Here is a 19,654-nt window from a genome sequence, read left to right as displayed (position 1 = left end):
GCGTTTTCGTCCACTGACGTTCACCGGAACGACAGGGAGACCTCGATGCACCGCACCGCCCTTGCCATTCGCGTCAGCCTCGCGCTCGCAATTTCGGCCTTCATGCTGCCGGCTGTCGCCCAGCAGCGTTTTCCCTCGAGCGCGGGCGACCTCGTCGTCGAGACGGTCGCGAGCGGGCTCGAGCACCCCTGGGGCTTGGCCTTCCTGCCCGACCGGCGCATGCTGGTGACCGAACGGCCGGGGCGGCTGCGGCTGGTCTCGGCCTCCGGCGAGATCTCGCGGCCGATCACCGGCGTGCCCAATGTGGTCGCGCGCGGGCAGGGCGGGTTGCTCGATGTCGTGCTCGATCCGAATTTCGCGCAGAACCGGACGCTCTACCTGTCCTTCGCCGAGCCGCGCGCCGGCGGCAACGGCACCAGCGTGGCCAAGGCCAGGCTCAGCGCCAACGGCACGGCGCTGGAGGGGCTCAACGTGATCTTCCGGCAGAGCCCGGCGATCAACAGCAACATGCATTTCGGCTCGCGGCTGGTCTTCGACCGCACAGGCGCGCTCTTCGTCACGGTCGGCGATCGCTACAGCCAGCGCGACCAGGCGCAGAATCCGGCCAACCATATCGGCAAGCTGCTGCGCATTAGCCCTGATGGCGGGCCGGCTCCGGGCAATCCGAAGAAGGAAGGCTGGGCGCCGGAGATCTGGTCGATCGGCCATCGGAACGTCCAGGGCGCTGCTCTCCATCCCGAGACAGGCCAGCTCTGGACCGCCGAACATGCAGCGCGTGGCGGCGACGAGATCAACACGCCCAAGGCCGGGCGGAACTATGGCTGGCCGGTCATCACCTACGGCATCGACTATTCCGGCGCGAAGATCGGAGAGGGAACCTCGAAGCCCGGCATGGAGCAGCCGCTATTCTACTGGGATCCGTCGATCGCGCCTTCGGGCGCGGCCTTCTATACGGGCGATGTCTGGCCGGCCTGGAAGAACTCGCTCTTCGTCGGCGCGCTCGCCGGGCAGATGCTGGTTCGGCTCTCGACCAAGGGCGAGGCGGTGACCGGCGAGGAGCGCTTGCTGGCCGGTCTCGGCGAGCGCATCCGCGATGTCCGGCAGGGACCGGACGGTTTCCTCTACCTGCTGAGCGATGACGAGAAGGGGAAGGTCCTGCGGGTGAAGCCGGCGCGGTAGGCAATCCCCATCATCAGTGCGAGGAGGCGTAGCCTTCGAAGCAGCCCAGGGGCCGTCGGGCACTGGGGCCCACCGGATCACACGTTCTCTATCAATAGTTAGAGGCGGATTCACCGATCAGGTTGATTCAACCTGATCGGATCCGGCTTTAGGTTCGCAATGACCTGAGAAGGCGCTCAGGGCCCGCAATCCCACTCGCGCTCGAGCGCGAAAACCTTGCGCTTGGCGAGTTCGCCGGTCGGTGAATAGAGGTCGCCGATATAGTATTCGGTGCCCGAGGCGTCATGCGTGGTGCGCTCGACCTGCAGCGACCAGCCGGTGCCAATCTGGTTGGCGCCGCGATAGTCGCGGTGCAGGTTGTTCGGCGAGGCCGAGGCGAGGATGCGTACGCTGTCGTCGCTCGGGCTGCAGGTCGGGCCGGCGAGCGCCGGGCTCGCGGCCGCCAGAAGGCAGCCGGCAAGCAATGCCGTTCTGATCAAGACTTGGTCTCCTTAGGCTGGGAAGCGGTGGCTAGGTGATGTCCGCCAGCCGCGTGTCGAGCGAGAGCACCGGGCACCAGTGCGGCTCGAAATCGGCGCCGAGCGGCCAGATTTGCTCCTTGAAAATATCGAGCAGCCGGGTCTGGTAGCGCTCGAACCAGGAGCGATGGCAAAGCACGAACTTGGCTGCTGCGACAATCGTCTCGCGGTCGATGATGCACAGCGGCACAATCTCAGGATGCCGTTCGAGGTAGTTTTGCACAGCAACCGCCAAGGTCGGGTAGCCCGGGTGGAGCATATCGTCGAGGACGATCAGCCCGCCATCCGAGAGGCAGGCGGTGGCGAGTTCGAGGTCCTTGGTCAGCGCGGTGCGCGAATGGTCGCCGTCGATATGGACGAGCCGCAACTTTCGGCCGCCGGCATGGCCCAGCAGCTCGGCCGGAGCCATCGTGCCGGCATCGGCTTTGATCGTGACACGGCGTTCCGGCGCGATGCCGTGGGTCAGCAAATTGGCCTCGAAGCGTTCTTTCACGCCCGTGTCGGGCCATTCGAATACGTCGATGGCGAGCGCGACCTCGCCGGGCTCCAGCGCGTGCGCGAGCGCGATGAAGAAGCGGCCCTCGAACGTGCCGATCTCGGCGACCGGTCCAGTGACGCCCTCCGCCGTCTGCAGCCGCAGCAACCTTGTGCAGACCGCCGCGGCGAAGCGGGAGGACATGCCGACGACGCGGTGATAGCCCTCGGCGAGATAGGTCTCGACGGCGGGATGCTCGGAGGAGGGGATCGGCGCCATCGATCTCAGGCCTTCGCCTGGAAGATGAAGAAGGCGCCGGCCGCGATCAGCGCGAAGCCGATAGCGTGGTTCCAGCCGAGCGGCTGTTTAAGCCAGAGCACCGAGAAACCGGCGAAGACGATCAAGGTGATGATCTCCTGCATCGTCTTCAGCTCGGCGGCCGAATAGACGGCCGAGCCGATGCGGTTGGCCGGGACAGCCAGCATGTATTCCGGCAATGCGATCATCCAGCTCGCGAAGATCGCGAGCAGGATCGCCGTGCCCTTGTAGCTGAGATGCCCGTACCAGGCGAAGGTCATGAAGATGTTCGAAGCGAACAACATGACGATGGGCAGGAGATAGGTGGTGGAGCTGATTTGCATGATGCGGCCAATTGAATGAGCTTGAACCGTAACTGTGCATTCTTGTCACCGATAGGGCGGGCTCGGCCTTGGCGCGGCTTCTTCGACAGAATGATGATCGTCCGCGCTGGCCCTGGCCGCCCTTTCCACGTCGCACGCAACCACATGGTTAACCTCTCTTAACCCCTGCGCCCTAGATTCGCGGCAATCCTTAGATTCGGTGGGGTTCATGCGCGCGCTCAGACTGGCACTTCCGCTCCTTCTCGCAGCTACGACCGCTCATGCGGATTTCGACGACTGTGTCGCCGGGCTGCGCTCGGCGGCAGCGGCCAAGGGCGTCTCCGGGGCCACGTTCGATCGTGCTATGGCGGGCGTCACGCCCGACATGAAGGTGATCGAGGCGATGAACAACCAGCCGGAGTTCAAGACGCCGATCTGGGACTATCTCGGCACGCTGGTCGACGACGAAAAGGTCGCTGAAGGGCGCAACATGCTGCGCCAATATGGCTCGGTGCTGGCCGCGGCCGAGCAGCGCTTCGGTGTCGACCGGCATACGATCGTCGCGGTCTGGGGCGTCGAGAGCGATTTCGGCAAGGCACGGGGCAAGATGCCGCTGGTGCAGGCGCTTTCGACCGGCGCCTGCCTGGCACCGCGCCGCAACGCCTTCTTCAAGGGCGAGTTGATCGCGACCCTGCAGATCATCCAGCGTGGCGACCTTAAGGCCGACCGGCTCTTCGGTTCCTGGGCCGGCGCCTTCGGCCATACCCAGTTCATCCCCTCGACCTATTTGCGGCTCGCCGTCGATGGCGACGGCGACGGGCGGCGCGACCTGGTCGACTCGGTCGCCGATGCGCTGCATTCGACCGCGAATTTCATGGACAAGGCCGGCTGGGTCACCGGCGCGACCTGGGGCTACGAGGTGCGCGTGCCGAATGGCTATTCTGGTCCGGCCGGGCGGAATCCGAAGCACCCGGTCTCGTCCTGGGCGGCGCGCGGCATCGTCAAATATGACGGCTCGCCGCTCTCGGGCACGGGCAATGCCGGGCTGCTGATGCCTGCCGGACGCAACGGCCCCGCCTTTCTCGTCTTCAAGAACTATGATGCCGCCTACAGCTATAACGGCGCCGATTCCTATGCGCTGGCGATCTCGCTGCTCTCCGACCGCATCCGCGGCCGGCCCGGCGTGCAGGCGGATTGGCCGACCGATGACCCGCCGCTCTCGCGCGAGCAGCGCCGCGAATTGCAGCGCCTCCTGATCGCGCGCGGCTATGATGTCGGCGAGCCCGACGGTGCCGTCGGTTCGTTGACGCGCAACGCGATCAAGCAGGTCGAGGCCCAGATCGGCATGCAGCAGACCGGCCGGCCGGGCGCGAAGGTGCTCAGGGCGCTCAAAGGCCGCTGATCGGTCGCATCACCAAAGCGAAATTGCGTGGCGCGCGGTTCTCGGGCCTGATTGCCGCCGACGCCACCAGCGCAAGGCCCGACATGACCCGCCGCCTGATCTCCACCGGTTCGCCGTTCGAGCGCAGCTTCGGCTATTCGCGCGCCGTGATCGACGGCGATCTCGTCTTCGTCTCCGGCACCACGGGCTACGACTACGCCACCATGACCATGCCCGAGGACCCGGCCGAGCAGGCACGCAACATCTTCCGCACCATCGGCAATGTGCTGGCCGAGGCCGGCTCGTCCCTCGCGCAGGCGGTGCGGGCGCAGTATTTCGTCACCGACCGAGCCTATTGCGAGCCCGTGCTGACGGTCTGTGGCGAGGTCTTCGGCGAGATCAGGCCGGCTGCGGGCATCTATGTCATCGCCGGGCTGCTCAGGCCGGAGATGAAGGTCGAAATCGAGGTCACGGCACGGCTGAAAGTCTGAGCCCTCCCGGCATTGCGCCTCCATCGCAACGATGCTGGTATATCTCTTGCTAGAACCATAGCAGCCGCGCACGGCGCGGGCTTGTCCAATGCAGGGGAGATGCGGGATGAAACTCAATCGCCGTGAACTATTGGCCGGAACTGCGGCAGTTGCTGCAAGCAGTTTCGGCGGATTTTCGGTACGTGCTCAAGCGCGCAGCAGCACGCTGCGCTTCATCCCCTCGACACCGCTGCCCTCGCTCGATCCGATCGTGGCGACGAGCTATGTCATCCGCAATCACGGCTATCTGATATATGATACGCTGTTCGCGACCGACAGCCAGTTCCGCATCCAGCCGCAAATGGTGCAGAACTGGGAGACTGCGCCGGATGGTCTGCGCTGGACCTTCCACCTGCGTGACGGGCTGAGCTTCCATGATGGTCAGCCGGTGAGGGCGCAGGACTGCATCGCCTCGATCAAGCGCTGGTCGGCCCGCGACGCCTTCGGCCAGACCTTCGCTACCTTCGTCGAAGGCTATGATGTGGTCGACCAGCGCACCTTCGCTGTGCGGCTGAAGAAGCCCTTCCCGATGCTGCCGGACGCGCTCGGCAAGCTCTCGTCGAACGTGCCCTTCATCATGCCCGAACGCGTGGCGATGACCGAGCCGACCAAGAACATCACCGAGGCGATCGGCTCCGGCCCCTGGCGCTTCATGGACAAGCAATGGGTCCCCGGCCAGAACGCGATCTACGAGCGCTTCGCCGCCTACAAGCCGCGTGAGGAGGCCCCGTCCTGGGCCGCCGGTGGCAAGGTCGCCAAGATCGACCGGATCGAATGGCTGGCGCTGACCGAGGTCGCGGCCGCGTCAGGCGCGCTGATGCAGGGCGAGGTCGACTGGTATGAGCAGCCGCCGGTCGACCTGCTGCCGATGCTCAAAGGCAATCCCGACATCGCCATCGAGAACGTGCCGCTCGGGCTCATCCTGCTGATGCGCTTCAACCACCAGCAGCCGCCCTTCAACAATCCCGGCATCCGCCGGGCGGTGATGATGGCGATCAACCAGGCCGACTACATGGAGGCGGTCGTCGGCAACAAGGACTACTATCAGGAGTGCAAGACCTTCTTCACGCCGGGCTCGCCGATGTCGACCGGGGCGGGCGGCCAGGCCGCGCTCGGCAACAATGTCGAGAAGGCCAAGGCGATGCTGCAGGAGGCCGGCTACAAGGGCGAGAAGGTGCTGCTGCTGGCACCGGCCGACCAGCCGATCGCCTACAACCAGTGCCTGGTGACGCAGGAACTGCTCAAGAAGCTTGGCATGACCGTCGATCTCGTCGCGACCGACTGGGCGAGCTTCATCGGGCGGCGCTCCAATCGCGGCCTGCCCGATCAGGGCGGCTGGTCGCTGTTCCACACGCTCTGGTCCGGCGCCGACGTGCTCAATCCGGCGCTGCATCCGTTGCTGCGCGCCAATGGCTCGGCCGCCTGGTTCGGCTGGCCGGACGACCCGACGCTGGAAGGCCTGCGCGACCAGTGGATCGCCACGCCCGACGCGGCCAAGCAGAAGGAGCTCGCGGCGGCGATCGAGACCCGCGCCTTCGAGACCGTGCCCTATGCGCCCGGCGGGCTGGTGCAGCAGCCGATGGCCTATCGCAAGAGCCTGACCGGCATGGTGCTCTCGCCGGTGCAGTTCTTCTGGAACATGGAGAAGAAGGCCTGAGGCTGCCTGCTATGTCTACTGGCGTCGCCGTCTGACGCGGCTGTTTGAGGTTCCGGTGCTCGCGGCTCGATGCCCGCTCCGCTCCGGTTCTCGACGGCCACGCCAGCCGGCCCGCGCCAGTAAATTCTCAAACAGGTTCCGCGATCATCGGACCGGATTTCGTATCCGGTCCGATGATCCAGCTTCCTGTTTTCGCATCGGCTTTTCCGAAAACCGCAACCCACTTTTCGGGCCGATGCGCCAGGCGCGGGGCCGTGGCTCGCGAGATGGTTTACAGCGCCCCGAAGCGGGGCCATCCTCTCCGACAAGGCGACACAACAAGCCGTCAGGGAGGTGGACCATGTGCCGGATCTTCTCGGCCCAGACCGCGGATCGCTACGCCTATCAGACGCGCTCGATCCGGCTCGGCGGGCATGCGACCTCGATACGGCTCGAAGCGGCCTTCTGGGACATCCTCGAAGAAATCGCGATGCTGCAGGGCGTCACGCTCGGGCGCTTCCTGAGCAAGCTGCATGACGAGGTGCTGGAATTCCAGGAGGAGGAGATGAACTTCACCTCGCTCCTGCGCTGTGCCTGCCTGACTTACCTTGCCGAGGTGCGCGGGCAGGAGGACGACAATGACAGGCTGCGGCGCGAGGCCGTGCAGGCCTTCCACACGGCAGCGGAATAGGGCGGTTCGGGGAATGATCCCGATCTGTTTTGAATTGTAGTAGTCCTATACTACCCGCTCCGGAGAAGCCGCTCCTAAGCTCGATCGACCTGAACAGACGAGGTCGCGAGCATTGCCTTCCCATATGGACGAGCGCACGCCGCGCTGGCGCCGTGCGAGCACCAGGCCGAGCGGTCTGGCAGTTGCAACCGCCATCAACGCCGTCCTCATTTTCGGCGGAGCGCTGCCCGTTGCGGCGCAGGAACTCGACCCGACCAAGGCGAAGGCGCAGTTCCTCTCGAGCTGCGGCGTCTGCCACACCGCCGAGAAGGGCGGGGCCAACCGGCAGGGGCCCAATCTCTACGACATCATCGGCAAGCCGGCCGCGGCCCGCGACGACTTCAAGTTCTCCGAAGCGCTGAAGAGCTCCGGCTTCGTCTGGGACGAAGCCATGCTCGACCGCTGGATCGAGGATGCCGCTGCCGTGCGGCCGGGCACGATCATGGCCTACCGGCAGCGCGATGCCGAGCGGCGCAGGCTGGTCATCGCCTATCTCAAATCCCTTGCCGAGCCGAAATAGGAGCCCGCGCGTGGCCAAAGCCATCCATATGATGATCCGCGTGCTCGATGAGGGGCGCTCGCTCGCCTTCTACGAGACGGCGTTCGGCCTGAAGACCGCCGATCGCTTCGCCTTCGAGGGCTTCACGCTGGTCTATCTGCGCAATCCGGCGGCCGATTTCGAGATCGAGCTGACGATCAATCACGACCGCAAGGAGCCTTACGCGCCCGGCGACGGCTATGGCCACGTCGCCTTCGCGGTGGAGGATCTCGAAGCCGAACACGCGCGCCTGAGCGCGGCCGGGCTCTCTCCCAATCCAATCAAGGAGTTCCATCGCGAGGGCGCGCTCCTCGCCAAGTTCTTCTTCATCCAGGATCCCGACGGCTACAAGATCGAGGTCCTCCAGAAGCACGGCCGCTACCGCTAGATCATCGGACCGGATATCCCGGTCTGATGATCTAGCTCTTTGTTTTGCATCGGATTTTCTCGAAAAGCGCAATCCGCTTTTCGAGCCGATGCGCCAGAGCCGGATGATCTCAGGTCGGGCGACCTGAAATCTGAATCCGTCTCTCAACCAGGAGCTGGAGCACGATGTCGTCCGAAAACCGGATCCCACATTTCGGCATCGCGCTCTAGCGCAGGCTTGGCCGGCGCAGCGGGGAAACGCGCCGGAAGAACGGGAGGAGACCATGGCAACATTGCATGAAGCCGCATCGACGGCGGCGATGGACCGTCGCCGTTTCATTGCCGGGACGGGGGCCGCCGCGATCGCGATCTCAGGCGGCGCGCTGATCCATGCCGGCGAGGCCTGGGGGCTGGAGGTGAAGACGCTCAAGCCGCAGACCATGCTGACCCTGATCAAGCTGGCGCGGGACATCTATCCGCATGACCGGCTGGCCGATCGCTTCTACGCGATCGCGATGAAACCCTATGACGAGAAGGCGGCAAAAGACGCGGCCGTGAAGGGCGATATCGAGCGCAGCGTCGCCGAGCTCGATGCCGCTGCAATGAAGCAGCACAAGGCGCCCTATGCGCTGGTCGGCTGGGAGAGCCAGCGCGTCAACCTGCTGCGCCCCATCCAGAAGGGCAAGTTCTTCCAGGGCGTGCGCTCCGGCCTCGTCGTCTCGCTCTACAACCAAAAGGATGTCTGGGCGCTATTCGGCTACGAGGGCGAGAGCGCCTCGAAGGGCGGCTACATCGCCCGCGGCTTCGGCGACATCGCCTGGCTCTGAAAAACAAGAACGACGGAGGGAACAGCCATGGCTGCGACATTCAATCAGAACGACGATTCCGTCGTCGTGATCGTGGGCTCCGGAGCGGGCGGCGGCACGCTCGCCACCGAGCTCGCGCTCAAGGGCATCAAGGTGGTCTGCCTCGAGGCGGGCAAGCGCCACGAGATCGAGGATTTCCTCAACGACGAATGGGCGTCCTTCGCCCAGCTCGCCTGGACAGACATGCGTACGACCTCGGGCTCCTGGCGGGTCGCGCGCGATTTCGCCAACCTGCCGGCCTGGATCGTCAAGGCGGTGGGCGGCTCGACCGTGCACTGGGCCGGCGCCTCGCTGCGCTTCCAGCCGCACGAATTCAAGGCGCGCAGCACCTATGGCGCGCTCAAGGGCGCGAACCTGCAGGACTGGCCGATCGATCTGGCCGAGATGGAGCCCTGGTACGCCAAGGCCGAGGATCGCATGGGCGTGACCCGCACCAACGGCATTCCCGGCCTGCCCGGCAACAACAATTTCAAGGTGCTGGAGAAGGGTGCCAGGGCGATCGGCTACAATCAGGTCCATACCGGGCGGATGGCGATCAATTCCGAGCCCCGGGACGGTCGCGGCGCCTGCCAGCAGATCGGCTTCTGCTTCCAGGGCTGCAAATCCGGTGCGAAATGGTCGACGCTCTATGCCGAGATCCCGAAGGGGGAGGCGACCGGCAATCTCGAGGTCCGGCCGGAATCCTTCGTCCAGAGGATCGAGCATGATGCTTCGGGCAAGGTCACCGGCGTGGTCTATCGCGACGGCAAGGGCGTGCAGCAGCGCCAGAAGGCGCGGATCGTCGCCGTCGCCGGCAACTCGATCGAAAGCCCGCGGCTCCTGCTGAACTCGTCCTCGAACATGTTCAAGGACGGGCTCGCCAACTCCTCCGGCCAGGTCGGCAGGAACTACATGCGACACATGACCGGCTCGGTCTACGGCGTCTTCGACAAGCCGGTGAGGATGTGGCGCGGCACGACCATGGCCGGCATCGTCCAGGACGAGGCGCATCACGATCCCAAGCGTGGCTTCGTCGGTGGCTACGAGCTGGAGACCCTGTCGATCGGCCTGCCGTTCATGGCAGCCTTCCTCGATCCCGGCTCCTGGGGGCGGGAGTTCACCACCGCGCTCGACTCCTATGAAAACATGGCCGGGATGTGGATCGTCGGCGAGGACATGCCGCAGGAGAGCAACCGCATCACCCTCTCAGACAAGAAGGACAAGGGCGGCATGCCGGTCGCCAATGTCCATTTCGACGACCATCCCAACGACATAGCCATGCGCAACCACGCCTATGCGCAGGGCGCGGCGATCTATGGGGCGGTCGGCGCGACGCGGACCTTCCCGACCACGCCCTATCCCTCGACGCATAATCTCGGCACCAACCGGATGTCCGAGAAGCCGCGTGACGGTGTCGTGAACAAGTTCGGCCAGAGCCACGACATCAAGAACCTGTTCGTCTCCGATGGCAGCCAGTTCACCACCGGCGGGGCCGAGAATCCGACACTGACCATCGTCGCGCTGGCGCTGCGCCAGGCCGACCATATTGCGAAGCAGATGGCGCAAAGGACAGTATAGGTCGCGAACAGGTCCAAGCCGCCGGCCTTTTCCCCTGCCGGCGCGGATGGCGGTGCCCGGTCTCCCTCCCGGCCGGGCATCGTCATGTCCGGGCACCGGGGATGCCTTGCGGGCAAGCTCCTTCTTCCGCAGGCGAAGCCGGCTTTGCTTGCGCTCGGGCGCGCCGCCTCGTAATCACCCCGCACGGCCTGTCTGGCCGATCACAATCACAAAACGCGTGCGAGGCGACCCATGGCGACCCATAAGCTCCTGCTCCTGCCGGGTGACGGCATCGGCCCCGAGGTGACCGGCCAGGTCGAGAAGATCGTCGGCTGGTTCGAGAAGCAGGGCCTTGCCTCCTTCTCGCTCGAGCGCGGCCTTGTCGGCGGCGCCGCCTATGACGCCCACAAGCAGGCGATCTCGGAAGGCGACATGAAGCTGGCCCAGGAGGCCGATGCCGTGCTGTTCGGCGCGGTCGGCGGGCCGAAATGGGCGGATGTGCCCTATCAGCACCGCCCGGAGGCCGGCCTGCTCAGGCTGCGCAAGGATCTCGGCCTGTTCGCCAACCTGCGTCCGGCAATCTGCTATCCGGCCCTGGCCTCGGCTTCGTCGCTGAAGCCCGAGATGGTCGAGGGGCTCGACATCCTGATCGTGCGCGAGCTCACCGGCGGCGTCTATTTCGGCGAGCCGAAGGAAATCGTCACGCTGGAGGACGGCTCCAAGCGCGGCATCGACACGCAGCTCTACACCACGCCGGAAATCGAGCGCATCGCCCGCGTCGCCTTCGAGCTGGCGCGCACGCGCCGCAACAAGGTCTCTTCGGCCGAGAAGCACAACGTCATGAAGACCGGCGTGCTCTGGAAGCAGACGGTCACGGCGCTGCATGCCAAGGACTACAAGGATGTCGAGCTCGAGCATGTGCTCGCCGATAATTGCGCGATGCAGCTGGTGCGCTGGCCGAAGCAGTACGATGTCATCGTCTGCGACAACCTGTTCGGCGACATTCTGTCAGACGTCGCGGCGATGCTGACCGGCTCGCTCGGCATGCTGCCCTCGGCTTCGCTCGGTGCGGAAGACCCCGCCACAGGCAAGCGCAAGGCGCTGTACGAGCCCGTCCATGGCTCGGCTCCGGACATCGCCGGCAAGGGCCTCGCCAACCCGATCGCGATGATCGGCTCCTTCGCGATGGCGCTGCGCTATTCCTTCGGCGCCGGCGAAGCGGCCGACCGCCTGGAAGGCGCGATTGCCGACGTGCTGGGATCCGGCACCCGCACCAAGGACATTGCCGCGCCCGGCGCCAACGCCGTCTCGACCACCGAGATGGGCGACGCGATCATCAAGGCGCTGGAAGCGCGCGGCTGAGGTTGCCTCTACCCTCCTGGAGAGACGGTGTCGCCGAGGCGGCTGTTGAGGAAAGGGTCGCGTCAGCGGCTCTTTTCTCGTTTATGGCCCAGGTCCTTCCCTCATCCGTCAGCGCTTCGCGCTGCCACCTTCTCCCCCGAGGGGAGAAGGTGACCGCCTCTCCCCCTCGTGAATTGGCGTGCCAGCGGCTGATGCACTAAACTGCCTTCACCGAAACGGAGCATGTCCGTCAAATGCTGATCAAACGCCGCCTGGGCTGGGAAATGCCCGAGAGCCAGGCCACGCCTGAATCCGTCTTCTTCAACCGCCGCTCCTTCCTCGGGGCTGCGACAGGCCTGGTCGCCGGCGCAGCGCTGCCGCAGATCGCCGCTGCAGAGGGCGATCCGACGCTCGATCTCTACCCGGCCAAGCAGAACCCGGCCTATACGCTCGACCGGCCGGTGACCGAGGCGGAGCTGGCGGCCAACTACAATAATTTCTACGAGTTCGGCACGTCGAAGGATGTGGTCGGCGCGGCCAAGCGCCTGCAGCCGCGGCCCTGGACGATCTCGATCGACGGCATGGTCGAGAAGCCCTTCGAGATCGGCTTTGACGACCTGATCCGCAAGGTGACGCTGGAAGAGAGGCTCTATCGCTTCCGCTGCGTCGAGGCCTGGTCGATGGCCGTGCCCTGGACCGGCTTCACGCTGAAATCGCTGGTCGAGCTGGCCAAGCCGCAGAGCGGGGCGAAATACGTCAAGTTCGAGACCTTCATGAACCCGCGCGTCGCGCCGGGTCAGTCGCAGCGCTGGTATCCCTGGCCCTATACCGAGGGCCTGACCATGGCCGAGGCGACCAACGACCTGGCGCTGATGGTGACCGGCATCTACGGCAAGCCGATCCCGAACCAGCATGGCGCTCCGCTCAGGCTGATCACGCCGTGGAAATACGGCTTCAAATCGGTGAAATCGATCAGCAAGATCAGCTTCGTCGCCGAGCGTCCCAAGACCTTCTGGGAAGGGCTGCAGGCGAGCGAATACGGCTTCTGGGCCAATGTGAACCCGGAGGTGGCGCATCCGCGCTGGAGCCAGGCGAGCGAGCAACTGCTCGGCTCGCGCGATCGCCGCCCGACCCTGCTGTTCAACGGCTATGCCGAGCAGGTCGCGGGGCTCTATAAGGGGCTGGAGGGCGAGAAGCTCTACATGTGAGAGACCACTTGAGAATTCGACTGGGGCGGCCCCCTGATGTGGCTGTCTGTGCTTCCGGTGCTCGCGGAGGAGATTTCCGTACCGCTCCGGATCTTGGCAGCAACGCCGGCCGCCCCGCCTCAGCGAACTCGCAAACGGTCTCCGGCCTCGCCGGTTTAGAGAAGATGCGATGAGCCCGGGATATTGCCTGTTCGACACCGCGATCGGCGAGTGCGCACTCGTCTGGGACGGCGAGCGCATCATCGGCGCGCAATTGCCGGAGCAGGACGAGGCAAGGGCGCGCAAGCGCCTGGCGCAACGCTGTGCCGATGCGGTCGAAGCGCTGCCGCCGCCCTTCGTCGAGCAGGCGATCGTCGCGATCAGGGCGCTACTCTCAGGCGAGCGGCGCGATCTCTCCACCCTGCCGATCGACATGTCCGGCACGCCTGAGTTCAACCGCAAGGTCTATGATGTTGCGCTCGCGATCCCGCATGGCGAGACGCTGACCTATGGCGAGGTCGCGGCGCGGATCGGCGAGCCTGGCGCGGCGCGTGCGGTCGGAGTGGCGCTGGGCCAGAACCCGATTCCGATCATCGTGCCCTGCCATCGCGTGCTGGCGGCCAATGGCAAGACCGGCGGCTTCTCGGGCGGCGCCGGCGTCGAGACCAAGCTGCGCATGCTCACGATCGAGAAGGCGCGCACCAGCGCAGCGCCTGGCCTGTTCGACGACCTGCCGCTCGCGGCAAGGCCGCGCTGAAGCGCATCCTGACACGATAGCCCGCGATAATGTTCGCCCAGTCGCGAGCAGGGACGGCTTGCGATCCTGCCGCGGGGGCATGGCTCGAGACATGGCCTGCCAAAGCCCGGTGTTAGCGCTGAAGCGTGTTTGAGCAGGCAAGAAAAAAGGCCGGCGTCCCGAAGGAGCCGGCCTTGAAGTTTGAAACATCCGGCGCGAACGCCAAACATCTCAGAGGGGAACGGCTGGAACGAACTCAACGCCGGGAGGAGATTGCGGAGCCCGTTCCGAACAACCGTGATTGCTATATCGGGCAGCAGCTGCCTTTTTGCAATGCAGCATTTCTTGGGTCCGTCATGCGCTGTTTGCATGACCTAACGTCAACTGCCTGAAATATCTGCTTAAATGATTGAGAAATATGCGTTCGGCGCAGCGCGGGCGGGTGGCTTGGAAAGGTGGCCGACTAAAAAATAAAGACCGTCTCCCGATTTCGAACGCAGGTGTTCAAAATCGGGAGGCGGTTGTCATCAGGCCGTGATGGATTTCGTCTCGGCGAGGCGCCGCTGGACTCAGTAGGTCCAGCGCTGCGCCTTCTGGATCAGGAAGTCGCGGAAGACCTGCACGCGGGCCACCGACTTCATCTCCTCGGGATAGACGAGGTAGCTCTCGAGCTGCGGCATCTCGGTCTCGCGCATCAGCTGCACGAGCGGCGAGCCGGTCTCGATCAGGTAATCGGGCAGCACCGCGATGCCGGCGCCCGAATCGACCGCGCGCTTCATCGCCGTGATGTTGTTGACCGTGAGATGGATCGGGCGCGGGTTGCGCTGCTCGCGGCCGAGCGTGCCGAGCCAGTGCACCGCCGTCAGGTAGGATGGCGAGGTGCCGCCGAAGGTCAGCAGGCGGTGATTGTCGAGATCGTCATAGGTCTTGGGCTCGCCGAAGCGCTTGATATAGGCGGGCGAGCCATAGACGTGGAAATGCACCGTGAAGAGCTTGCGCTGGATCAGGTCCGGCTGCTGCGGCTGGCGCAGGCGAATGGCGATATCGGCCTCGCGCATCGACAGGTCGAGCTCCTCGTCGGTGAGGATGAGATCGACCTTGATGTCGGGATAGAGATCGAGGAACTCGGCCAGCCGCGGCGTCAGCCAATGGCCGCCCAGGCCGCGCGTCGCGGTTACCTTGAGCTCGCCCGACGGATGCTCGCGCGTTTCCGACAGCTGCGAGCGGGTCCGCTCCAGGCGCTGCGTCATCTCGCGCGCGGCGCGCCAGAGCAGCTCGCCCTGTTCGGTGAGGATCAGCCCGCGAGTGTGGCGATGGAACAGCGGCGCCCGCAATTCCCGCTCCAGCGCGCCGATCTGGCGGCTGACAGCGGACTGGCTCAAGCCCAGAACATCACCTGCCTTGGTGAAACTGCCTGACTCTGCGACGGTATAAAAAATCCTGATGCGGTCCCAATCCACCGCGGTTCCCCCGTTATGCGTTTATTGCATGATGGGGGGTAAAATTCTTTTCCGTCAATGGTTGCGTTGCGGGTCTGCCTATTTTTCACACCGAATATCGTGAAAAAATTCATCAACAAGCGTGATGAATCCCTTCAGCGGCCTATTCGGCGGCCTGGCGCTGCTCCGAAACATTGGCCGCGAGCCACCTTTCGGCATCGAGCGCGGCCATGCAGCCAAGACCGGCCGCGGTCACCGCCTGGCGATAGTGCTCGTCGGTGACGTCACCGGCTGCGAAGACACCGGGAACATTGGTCTGAGTCGTGCCCGGAGTGACCTCCAGATAGCCCGATTCGCGCATGGCGAGCTGGCCGGTGAAGAGCTCGGTCGCCGGCTTGTGGCCGATGGCGATGAAGACGCCGTCGGTCTTCACTTCGCTCTCGGCGCCGGTCTTGAGGTTGCGCAGGCGCAGATGCGTGACGGAGGGCGGCTGCGTGCCGCCGCAGATCTCGGCGATCTCGCTGTCCCAGATCACCTCGACCTTGGGGTGCTTGAACAGCCGGTCCTGCATCACCTTCTCCGCGCGCAGCGTATCGCGGCGATGGACCAATGTGACCTTGGAGGCGAGGTTGGCAAGATAGAGCGCCTCCTCGACCGCGGTGTTGCCGCCGCCGACGACCACGACCTCCTTGTTGCGGAAGAAGAATCCGTCGCAGGTGGCGCAGGCCGAGACGCCGAAACCCTGGAAGGCCTGCTCGGAAGGCAGGCCGAGCCACTTGGCCTGGGCGCCGGTGGCGATGATCAGCGCGTCACAGGAATAGGTCTCGCCGCCATCGCCCCAGAGACGAAAGGGGCGCTGCGAGAGATCGACCTTGGCGATATGGTCGGAGACCATCCTGGTGCCCATGTGCTCGGCCTGGGCGCGCATTTGCTCCATCAGCCAGGGGCCCTGGATCACGTCGGCGAAGCCGGGATAGTTCTCGACATCCGTGGTGATCATCAGCTGGCCGCCGGATTGGAAGCCCGAGATCAGCAACGGCTCCATCAGCGCGCGCGCGGCATAGATCGCGGCGGTGTAGCCGGCCGGGCCTGAGCCGATGATCATGACGCGGGCATGGGTATGGGCCATGGTCAACTTCCTAAAACGCGCGGCGCGCTGCCGCGTCTTCGTTCCGTCAGATACGGTCTCGCTCGCGCTGTGCAAGCCCGAGACCGCTCAAGATCAGGCGATGCCGAGCTCGGCGCGGTGCTCGAGCCAGCCCTGGCGCACTCTCTCGGCAATAATCCCGGTCGAGTCTATGGGTTGATAGCGCGCGCCTTCAAGCCGTCCCTCGAAATGATGCACAGCGCCCTGTCGTTTCAGTGCTTCGAGGAAGGTCGCGAGCTTGCCGTGGCCGCCATGCGGCTCGAAGACGAGGATCGGTGCGCCGGTCGCGGCCGCCTCGCCGATCATGTTGGTGGAATCGGCGGTGGCGACGATGGCGTCGGCATTGGCGAGCAGCGGGATATAGGGGTTGGCGCCGGTGCCGTCCCACCACCAGCCGCGATGCCTGGCGAATACGGCCGCGACCGCCTTGTCCAGCTCGGGCGAGGTGCGGCGCGAGCGCGAGCCCATCAGCGCGACGCCCGACCCTGCGAGCGCGTCCAGCGCCTCGGCGAAGCGGGCGATGTCGTGCGGTTTGAAGCTATGGTGGCGGCTGTTGCCGCCAACCAGAACGGCTGCGCGCGGGCCGGGCAGGGCGGCGATGGCGGGGGGCGGGTTCGTCCGGGCGGCCGCGAGCTGCTCGGGCGCGAGCTTGTGCGGCGAGGTCACGGTGACCAGCACGTTCTCGCCGCGCAGGCGGTCATGCTCCGGGACCCAGATCAGGTCAGCGGTTGCCGCGCCGGTGCGCGGATCCTTGAGGAAGACGGTGAAGCTGCGCCCGTTCGAGGCCTTCTTGACCGCGCGCAAATAGGCGACCGCGCGCCGGCCGGAGGCGATGACGATATCGGGAAAGGGCGGGCGGATCGGGCTGTTCTGTCGGTCGGGGCCTTCGCGCGGGTCGATCGGCCCGCGCGGCATCAGCCAGACCCAGGGCTTACCGGGCGCGACATGCCTGATCTCCGGCGCGACGCCGAGCCGCTCGGCAACGCCGAGGCATTGCATCTCGTCGCCGGCCTTGCCGTCGGTGAGGACCCAGATCGAGGGCAGGGGGGCGAGCGGCAATAAAATGTCTCCGGAACTGGCGTGGAGGATGCCTTGTATCGCCTCAGCGCTGCGTCTACACCAGCGCAACTTCGTTTCCCTGGGGGATTTTGTGCGTTCAAAGCTCGACGAAATCGATATCCGCATCCTGCGCGAGCTGCAGGCCGACGGGCGGATGACCAATGTCGAGCTAGCGAGCCGGGTCGGTATCTCGCCGCCGCCATGCCTGCGGCGGGTGCGTGCGCTGGAGGAGGCCGGGCTGATCACGGGCTATCGCGCGCAGCTCGACGAGCGCAAGCTCGGGCTCGACGTCGTCTGCTTTGCCTTCGTCCATCTGGCGAGCCAGGCCGAGGCCGATCTGGAAGCTTTCCAGAGCCGCATTCGCGCCTGGGAGGCGGTGCGCGAGTGCTGGAAGCTCTCCGGCGATATCGATTTCGTGCTGAAATGCGTCGCGCCCGACCTGAAGGCCTTTCAGGATTTCGTCGGCGACCTGACGGCGCTGCCGAACGTCCGCAACGTTCGCACGGCGCTGGCGCTCGACCGGGTCAAGGACGAGCCGATCGTGCCGTTCGGCGGCTGATCCTGTGTCGCGGGCTCAGCCCCGGACCGCGCGGATGATCCAGAGCGCGTGGTTGTGGGCCAGCAGGTCGATGCGCTTGTCGGTCAGGCCGGGGGCGTACCAGGCGCCGGCATCGCCCGAGCCGTTCGAGGAATTGATCGGATAGGTGGCGAGCACGCGGCCATCGGCGCCGGTGACGGTGGTCAGGCTCTCGAGATGATCGCTGCCTTCGCCATCGTCGATGGCGCTGCCGACATAGGCGGAGAGGAAGAGCGAGCGCAGGGCCACCGTCACGACTGCGCCGCCGCGCTGCCCGTTCGGCGCGAGCGCCCGGTCGAGCTCGGCCTGGACGATCGCCCTGATCCTGCCGGCATAGGGGCCGACGCCGAGCTCAGCGAGGCGTGAGGCGTCGACGCGCACGGCGGCGATCGGCATGCCGGCGGCAATCGGCGTGGTCGTCTGGCAGCCCGCCAGAGCAATCGTTGCGGCCGCCAGGGCGGAGGCAATCAGGGCGCGACGGTCCAGCATGGCGGCGTATCCTTCGGGGTCGAACTGCTTAGAGCATGTCCGCGCTTCGTCGAAGCGCGGACATGCTCTATCCCTTTGTTTTGACGCATTTTCTTCACGAGAACCGGCGTCCACGTCGCTCGAAAATGCATTAACCGACGACGTAGCGCTTGATCCAGAGCGCGTTGTTCGCGACGAGCGCCGCGATCCGCCGCTGGTCGATATCCGGCAGATACCATGCGCCGCCGGAGCTGGACGAGATCGTCGAAAGGATCGGATAGGTCGCGAGCACGCGCCCGCCCGGCTCGACCAGCGTCGCGATGCTGTCGAGGCTGTCATTGCTCGCGCCGCCGCCGCCGAACCTGCCGCCGCCGCCGGTGCCCGCGTAGCTGGCAAGCCAGATGCCGCGGATTTCGACGACGAGCGTCGGGCCTGCTCCGCGCCGGAGCGCCGGGCCGAAAAGGGTGGCGAGCTCACGCTCCATCGCGACCTTGATGCCGGCGGCGTTCGCGCCCCAGCCCAGCTCGACGAGGCGGGAGACGTCGACGCGAATGGCTCCGACCGGAACGCCGGCTCCCAGTGGCGGCGTGGTCTGGCAGCCGGCAAGTGCTGCCGAGGCGCTTGCCAGGCCGGAGAGCATCAATGCGCGGCGATCGAGCATGGCGGGCATCCGTGCAGGAGGGCCAGGGTCCGTCCTCGTATCGGAGGACAGACCTAGCCCGGGACGACGTAGCGTTTGATCCAGGACGCGGTGGCGCGAACGAGCCGGTCGAGGCGACGTTGATCGATATCGGGCAGATACCAGGCTCCGGCATCGCCAGCATCGAGCGTCGTGAGGATCGGATAGGTCGCGAGCACGCGGTCGCCCCTGCCGAGCAGCAGGGTCTGGCAGTCGAGCGAGTCGGAATTGCCGGCGCTGCCGCCACCTGCGCCGCCGCCCACTGCAGCATAGCTGCTGAGGCTGATGGCGCGGACGGTCACGTAGAGAAGCGGCGCGCCGGGTTGCAGGGTGGGAGCGAAGGCCGCCCCCAACTGGCGCTCGAGCGCAACCTTGACCCAGGCTGCATGCGCGCCCCAATCCCGCACCAGGCGGGAGGTGTCGACGCGGATGCCGCCGATCGCCACCGGCTGTGCCAGCACGGCGTAGGAGGAGAGTGCCAGGGCGGGAGCTGCGAGCGAAGCGGCGAGGAAAGCGCGACGGGTGGTCATGGCATAGCCTCCGGATGCGATCATCCAGACATAGGGTGTCGCGCGGGCAAATCCATGTCCGCGCGCTTAGCGCTTTCCGACCCAAACCAGCCCGCAGACCGGCTCAATGGCTTCGG

Annotated in this window: 22 protein-coding genes; 13 read left to right on the top strand and 9 right to left on the bottom strand. The window is 65.7% G+C overall.

Going from position 1 to position 19,654, the window contains the following annotated elements; genetic code table 11:
* The first annotated feature begins 45 nt into the window (after window positions 1–45).
* On the top strand, window positions 46–1,179 hold the full coding sequence (locus EV560_RS00945) for a PQQ-dependent sugar dehydrogenase (protein WP_131853106.1): 1,134 nt from the start codon (window positions 46–48) through the stop codon (window positions 1,177–1,179).
* Between the two features lie 176 nt (window positions 1,180–1,355).
* Here EV560_RS00945 and EV560_RS00940 read toward each other — a convergent pair whose 3' ends face one another.
* The 3 genes from EV560_RS00940 to EV560_RS00930 are packed head-to-tail and all read right to left on the bottom strand — an operon-like array spanning window position 1,356 to window position 2,813.
* Window positions 1,356–1,658 (bottom strand): hypothetical protein, encoded by a 303-nt coding sequence (locus EV560_RS00940; protein WP_131853104.1) that lies wholly within the window; start codon window positions 1,656–1,658, stop codon window positions 1,356–1,358.
* A 31-nt stretch (window positions 1,659–1,689) separates the two neighbouring features.
* Window positions 1,690–2,451 carry a class I SAM-dependent methyltransferase gene (locus EV560_RS00935; RefSeq protein WP_131853102.1) on the bottom strand — a complete coding sequence of 254 codons (762 nt, stop codon included), beginning with the start codon at window positions 2,449–2,451 and terminating at the stop codon, window positions 1,690–1,692.
* 5 nt (window positions 2,452–2,456) lie between these two features.
* Window positions 2,457–2,813: a DMT family protein gene (locus EV560_RS00930; protein ID WP_131853100.1), complete on the bottom strand. Its 357-nt coding sequence runs from the start codon at window positions 2,811–2,813 to the stop codon at window positions 2,457–2,459.
* 208 nt (window positions 2,814–3,021) lie between these two features.
* On the opposite strand from EV560_RS00930, the gene EV560_RS00925 reads away from it, so the two are divergent.
* From EV560_RS00925 to EV560_RS00875, 11 genes are all read left to right on the top strand, one after another.
* Complete coding sequence (locus EV560_RS00925) at window positions 3,022–4,194, top strand: lytic murein transglycosylase (protein WP_131853098.1); 1,173 nt, start codon at window positions 3,022–3,024, stop codon at window positions 4,192–4,194.
* A gap of 83 nt (window positions 4,195–4,277) precedes the next feature.
* Window positions 4,278–4,664 carry a RidA family protein gene (locus tag EV560_RS00920; RefSeq protein ID WP_131853096.1) on the top strand — a complete coding sequence of 129 codons (387 nt, stop codon included), beginning with the start codon at window positions 4,278–4,280 and terminating at the stop codon, window positions 4,662–4,664.
* A gap of 106 nt (window positions 4,665–4,770) precedes the next feature.
* On the top strand, window positions 4,771–6,360 hold the full coding sequence (locus tag EV560_RS00915) for an ABC transporter substrate-binding protein (protein ID WP_131853094.1): 1,590 nt from the start codon (window positions 4,771–4,773) through the stop codon (window positions 6,358–6,360).
* Window positions 6,361–6,700: 340 nt separating this feature from the next.
* Window positions 6,701–7,030 carry a ribbon-helix-helix domain-containing protein gene (locus EV560_RS00910; protein WP_131853092.1) on the top strand — a complete coding sequence of 110 codons (330 nt, stop codon included), beginning with the start codon at window positions 6,701–6,703 and terminating at the stop codon, window positions 7,028–7,030.
* Window positions 7,031–7,154: 124 nt separating this feature from the next.
* A complete protein-coding gene (locus EV560_RS00905) occupies window positions 7,155–7,589 on the top strand; it encodes a c-type cytochrome (RefSeq protein WP_207907931.1) in 435 nt (144 codons plus the stop codon).
* Between the two features lie 10 nt (window positions 7,590–7,599).
* Window positions 7,600–7,995, top strand: a complete 396-nt coding sequence (locus EV560_RS00900) for a VOC family protein (protein WP_131853088.1) — start codon at window positions 7,600–7,602, stop codon at window positions 7,993–7,995.
* A gap of 262 nt (window positions 7,996–8,257) precedes the next feature.
* A complete protein-coding gene (locus EV560_RS00895; protein ID WP_131853086.1) occupies window positions 8,258–8,800 on the top strand; it encodes a Twin-arginine translocation pathway signal in 543 nt (180 codons plus the stop codon).
* A 27-nt stretch (window positions 8,801–8,827) separates the two neighbouring features.
* Window positions 8,828–10,396, top strand: a complete 1,569-nt coding sequence (locus tag EV560_RS00890; RefSeq protein ID WP_131853084.1) for a GMC family oxidoreductase — start codon at window positions 8,828–8,830, stop codon at window positions 10,394–10,396.
* Between the two features lie 231 nt (window positions 10,397–10,627).
* Window positions 10,628–11,737 carry a 3-isopropylmalate dehydrogenase gene (gene leuB, locus EV560_RS00885; RefSeq protein ID WP_131853082.1) on the top strand — a complete coding sequence of 370 codons (1,110 nt, stop codon included), beginning with the start codon at window positions 10,628–10,630 and terminating at the stop codon, window positions 11,735–11,737.
* 233 nt (window positions 11,738–11,970) lie between these two features.
* Entirely contained in the window at window positions 11,971–12,924 is a 954-nt protein-coding gene (msrP, locus tag EV560_RS00880; RefSeq protein WP_131853080.1) for a protein-methionine-sulfoxide reductase catalytic subunit MsrP, read from the top strand.
* A 169-nt stretch (window positions 12,925–13,093) separates the two neighbouring features.
* Window positions 13,094–13,660, top strand: coding sequence for a methylated-DNA--[protein]-cysteine S-methyltransferase (locus tag EV560_RS00875; RefSeq protein ID WP_131853078.1), 567 nt, complete (start codon window positions 13,094–13,096; stop codon window positions 13,658–13,660).
* A gap of 548 nt (window positions 13,661–14,208) precedes the next feature.
* Here the strand turns inward: EV560_RS00875 and EV560_RS00870 are convergent.
* From EV560_RS00870 to EV560_RS00860, 3 genes are all read right to left on the bottom strand, one after another.
* Window positions 14,209–15,099, bottom strand: coding sequence for a LysR family transcriptional regulator (locus EV560_RS00870; RefSeq protein ID WP_131853076.1), 891 nt, complete (start codon window positions 15,097–15,099; stop codon window positions 14,209–14,211).
* 142 nt (window positions 15,100–15,241) lie between these two features.
* Window positions 15,242–16,207 carry a thioredoxin-disulfide reductase gene (trxB, locus tag EV560_RS00865; protein WP_131853074.1) on the bottom strand — a complete coding sequence of 322 codons (966 nt, stop codon included), beginning with the start codon at window positions 16,205–16,207 and terminating at the stop codon, window positions 15,242–15,244.
* 93 nt (window positions 16,208–16,300) lie between these two features.
* Window positions 16,301–17,284: a mitochondrial fission ELM1 family protein gene (locus EV560_RS00860; RefSeq protein ID WP_248311838.1), complete on the bottom strand. Its 984-nt coding sequence runs from the start codon at window positions 17,282–17,284 to the stop codon at window positions 16,301–16,303.
* A gap of 91 nt (window positions 17,285–17,375) precedes the next feature.
* Here EV560_RS00860 and EV560_RS00855 point away from each other — a divergent pair, with 91 nt between their 5' ends.
* Window positions 17,376–17,843: an Lrp/AsnC family transcriptional regulator gene (locus EV560_RS00855; RefSeq protein ID WP_131853070.1), complete on the top strand. Its 468-nt coding sequence runs from the start codon at window positions 17,376–17,378 to the stop codon at window positions 17,841–17,843.
* A gap of 15 nt (window positions 17,844–17,858) precedes the next feature.
* Here EV560_RS00855 and EV560_RS00850 read toward each other — a convergent pair whose 3' ends face one another.
* The 3 genes from EV560_RS00850 to EV560_RS00840 form a co-directional block, all read right to left on the bottom strand.
* Window positions 17,859–18,350, bottom strand: a complete 492-nt coding sequence (locus tag EV560_RS00850) for a hypothetical protein (protein WP_131853068.1) — start codon at window positions 18,348–18,350, stop codon at window positions 17,859–17,861.
* A 130-nt stretch (window positions 18,351–18,480) separates the two neighbouring features.
* Window positions 18,481–18,990 carry a hypothetical protein gene (locus tag EV560_RS00845; RefSeq protein ID WP_131853066.1) on the bottom strand — a complete coding sequence of 170 codons (510 nt, stop codon included), beginning with the start codon at window positions 18,988–18,990 and terminating at the stop codon, window positions 18,481–18,483.
* A 53-nt stretch (window positions 18,991–19,043) separates the two neighbouring features.
* Window positions 19,044–19,538 (bottom strand): hypothetical protein, encoded by a 495-nt coding sequence (locus tag EV560_RS00840; RefSeq protein ID WP_131853064.1) that lies wholly within the window; start codon window positions 19,536–19,538, stop codon window positions 19,044–19,046.
* Window positions 19,539–19,654: the final 116 nt, after the last annotated feature.

The sequence above is a fragment of the Allobosea sp. BK604 genome (genome assembly GCF_004341515.1).
Lineage (GTDB): Bacteria > Pseudomonadota > Alphaproteobacteria > Rhizobiales > Beijerinckiaceae > Allobosea.
Note: the sequence above shows the minus strand (reverse complement) of the source record. Positions and strands in the feature narration are given on the sequence as shown.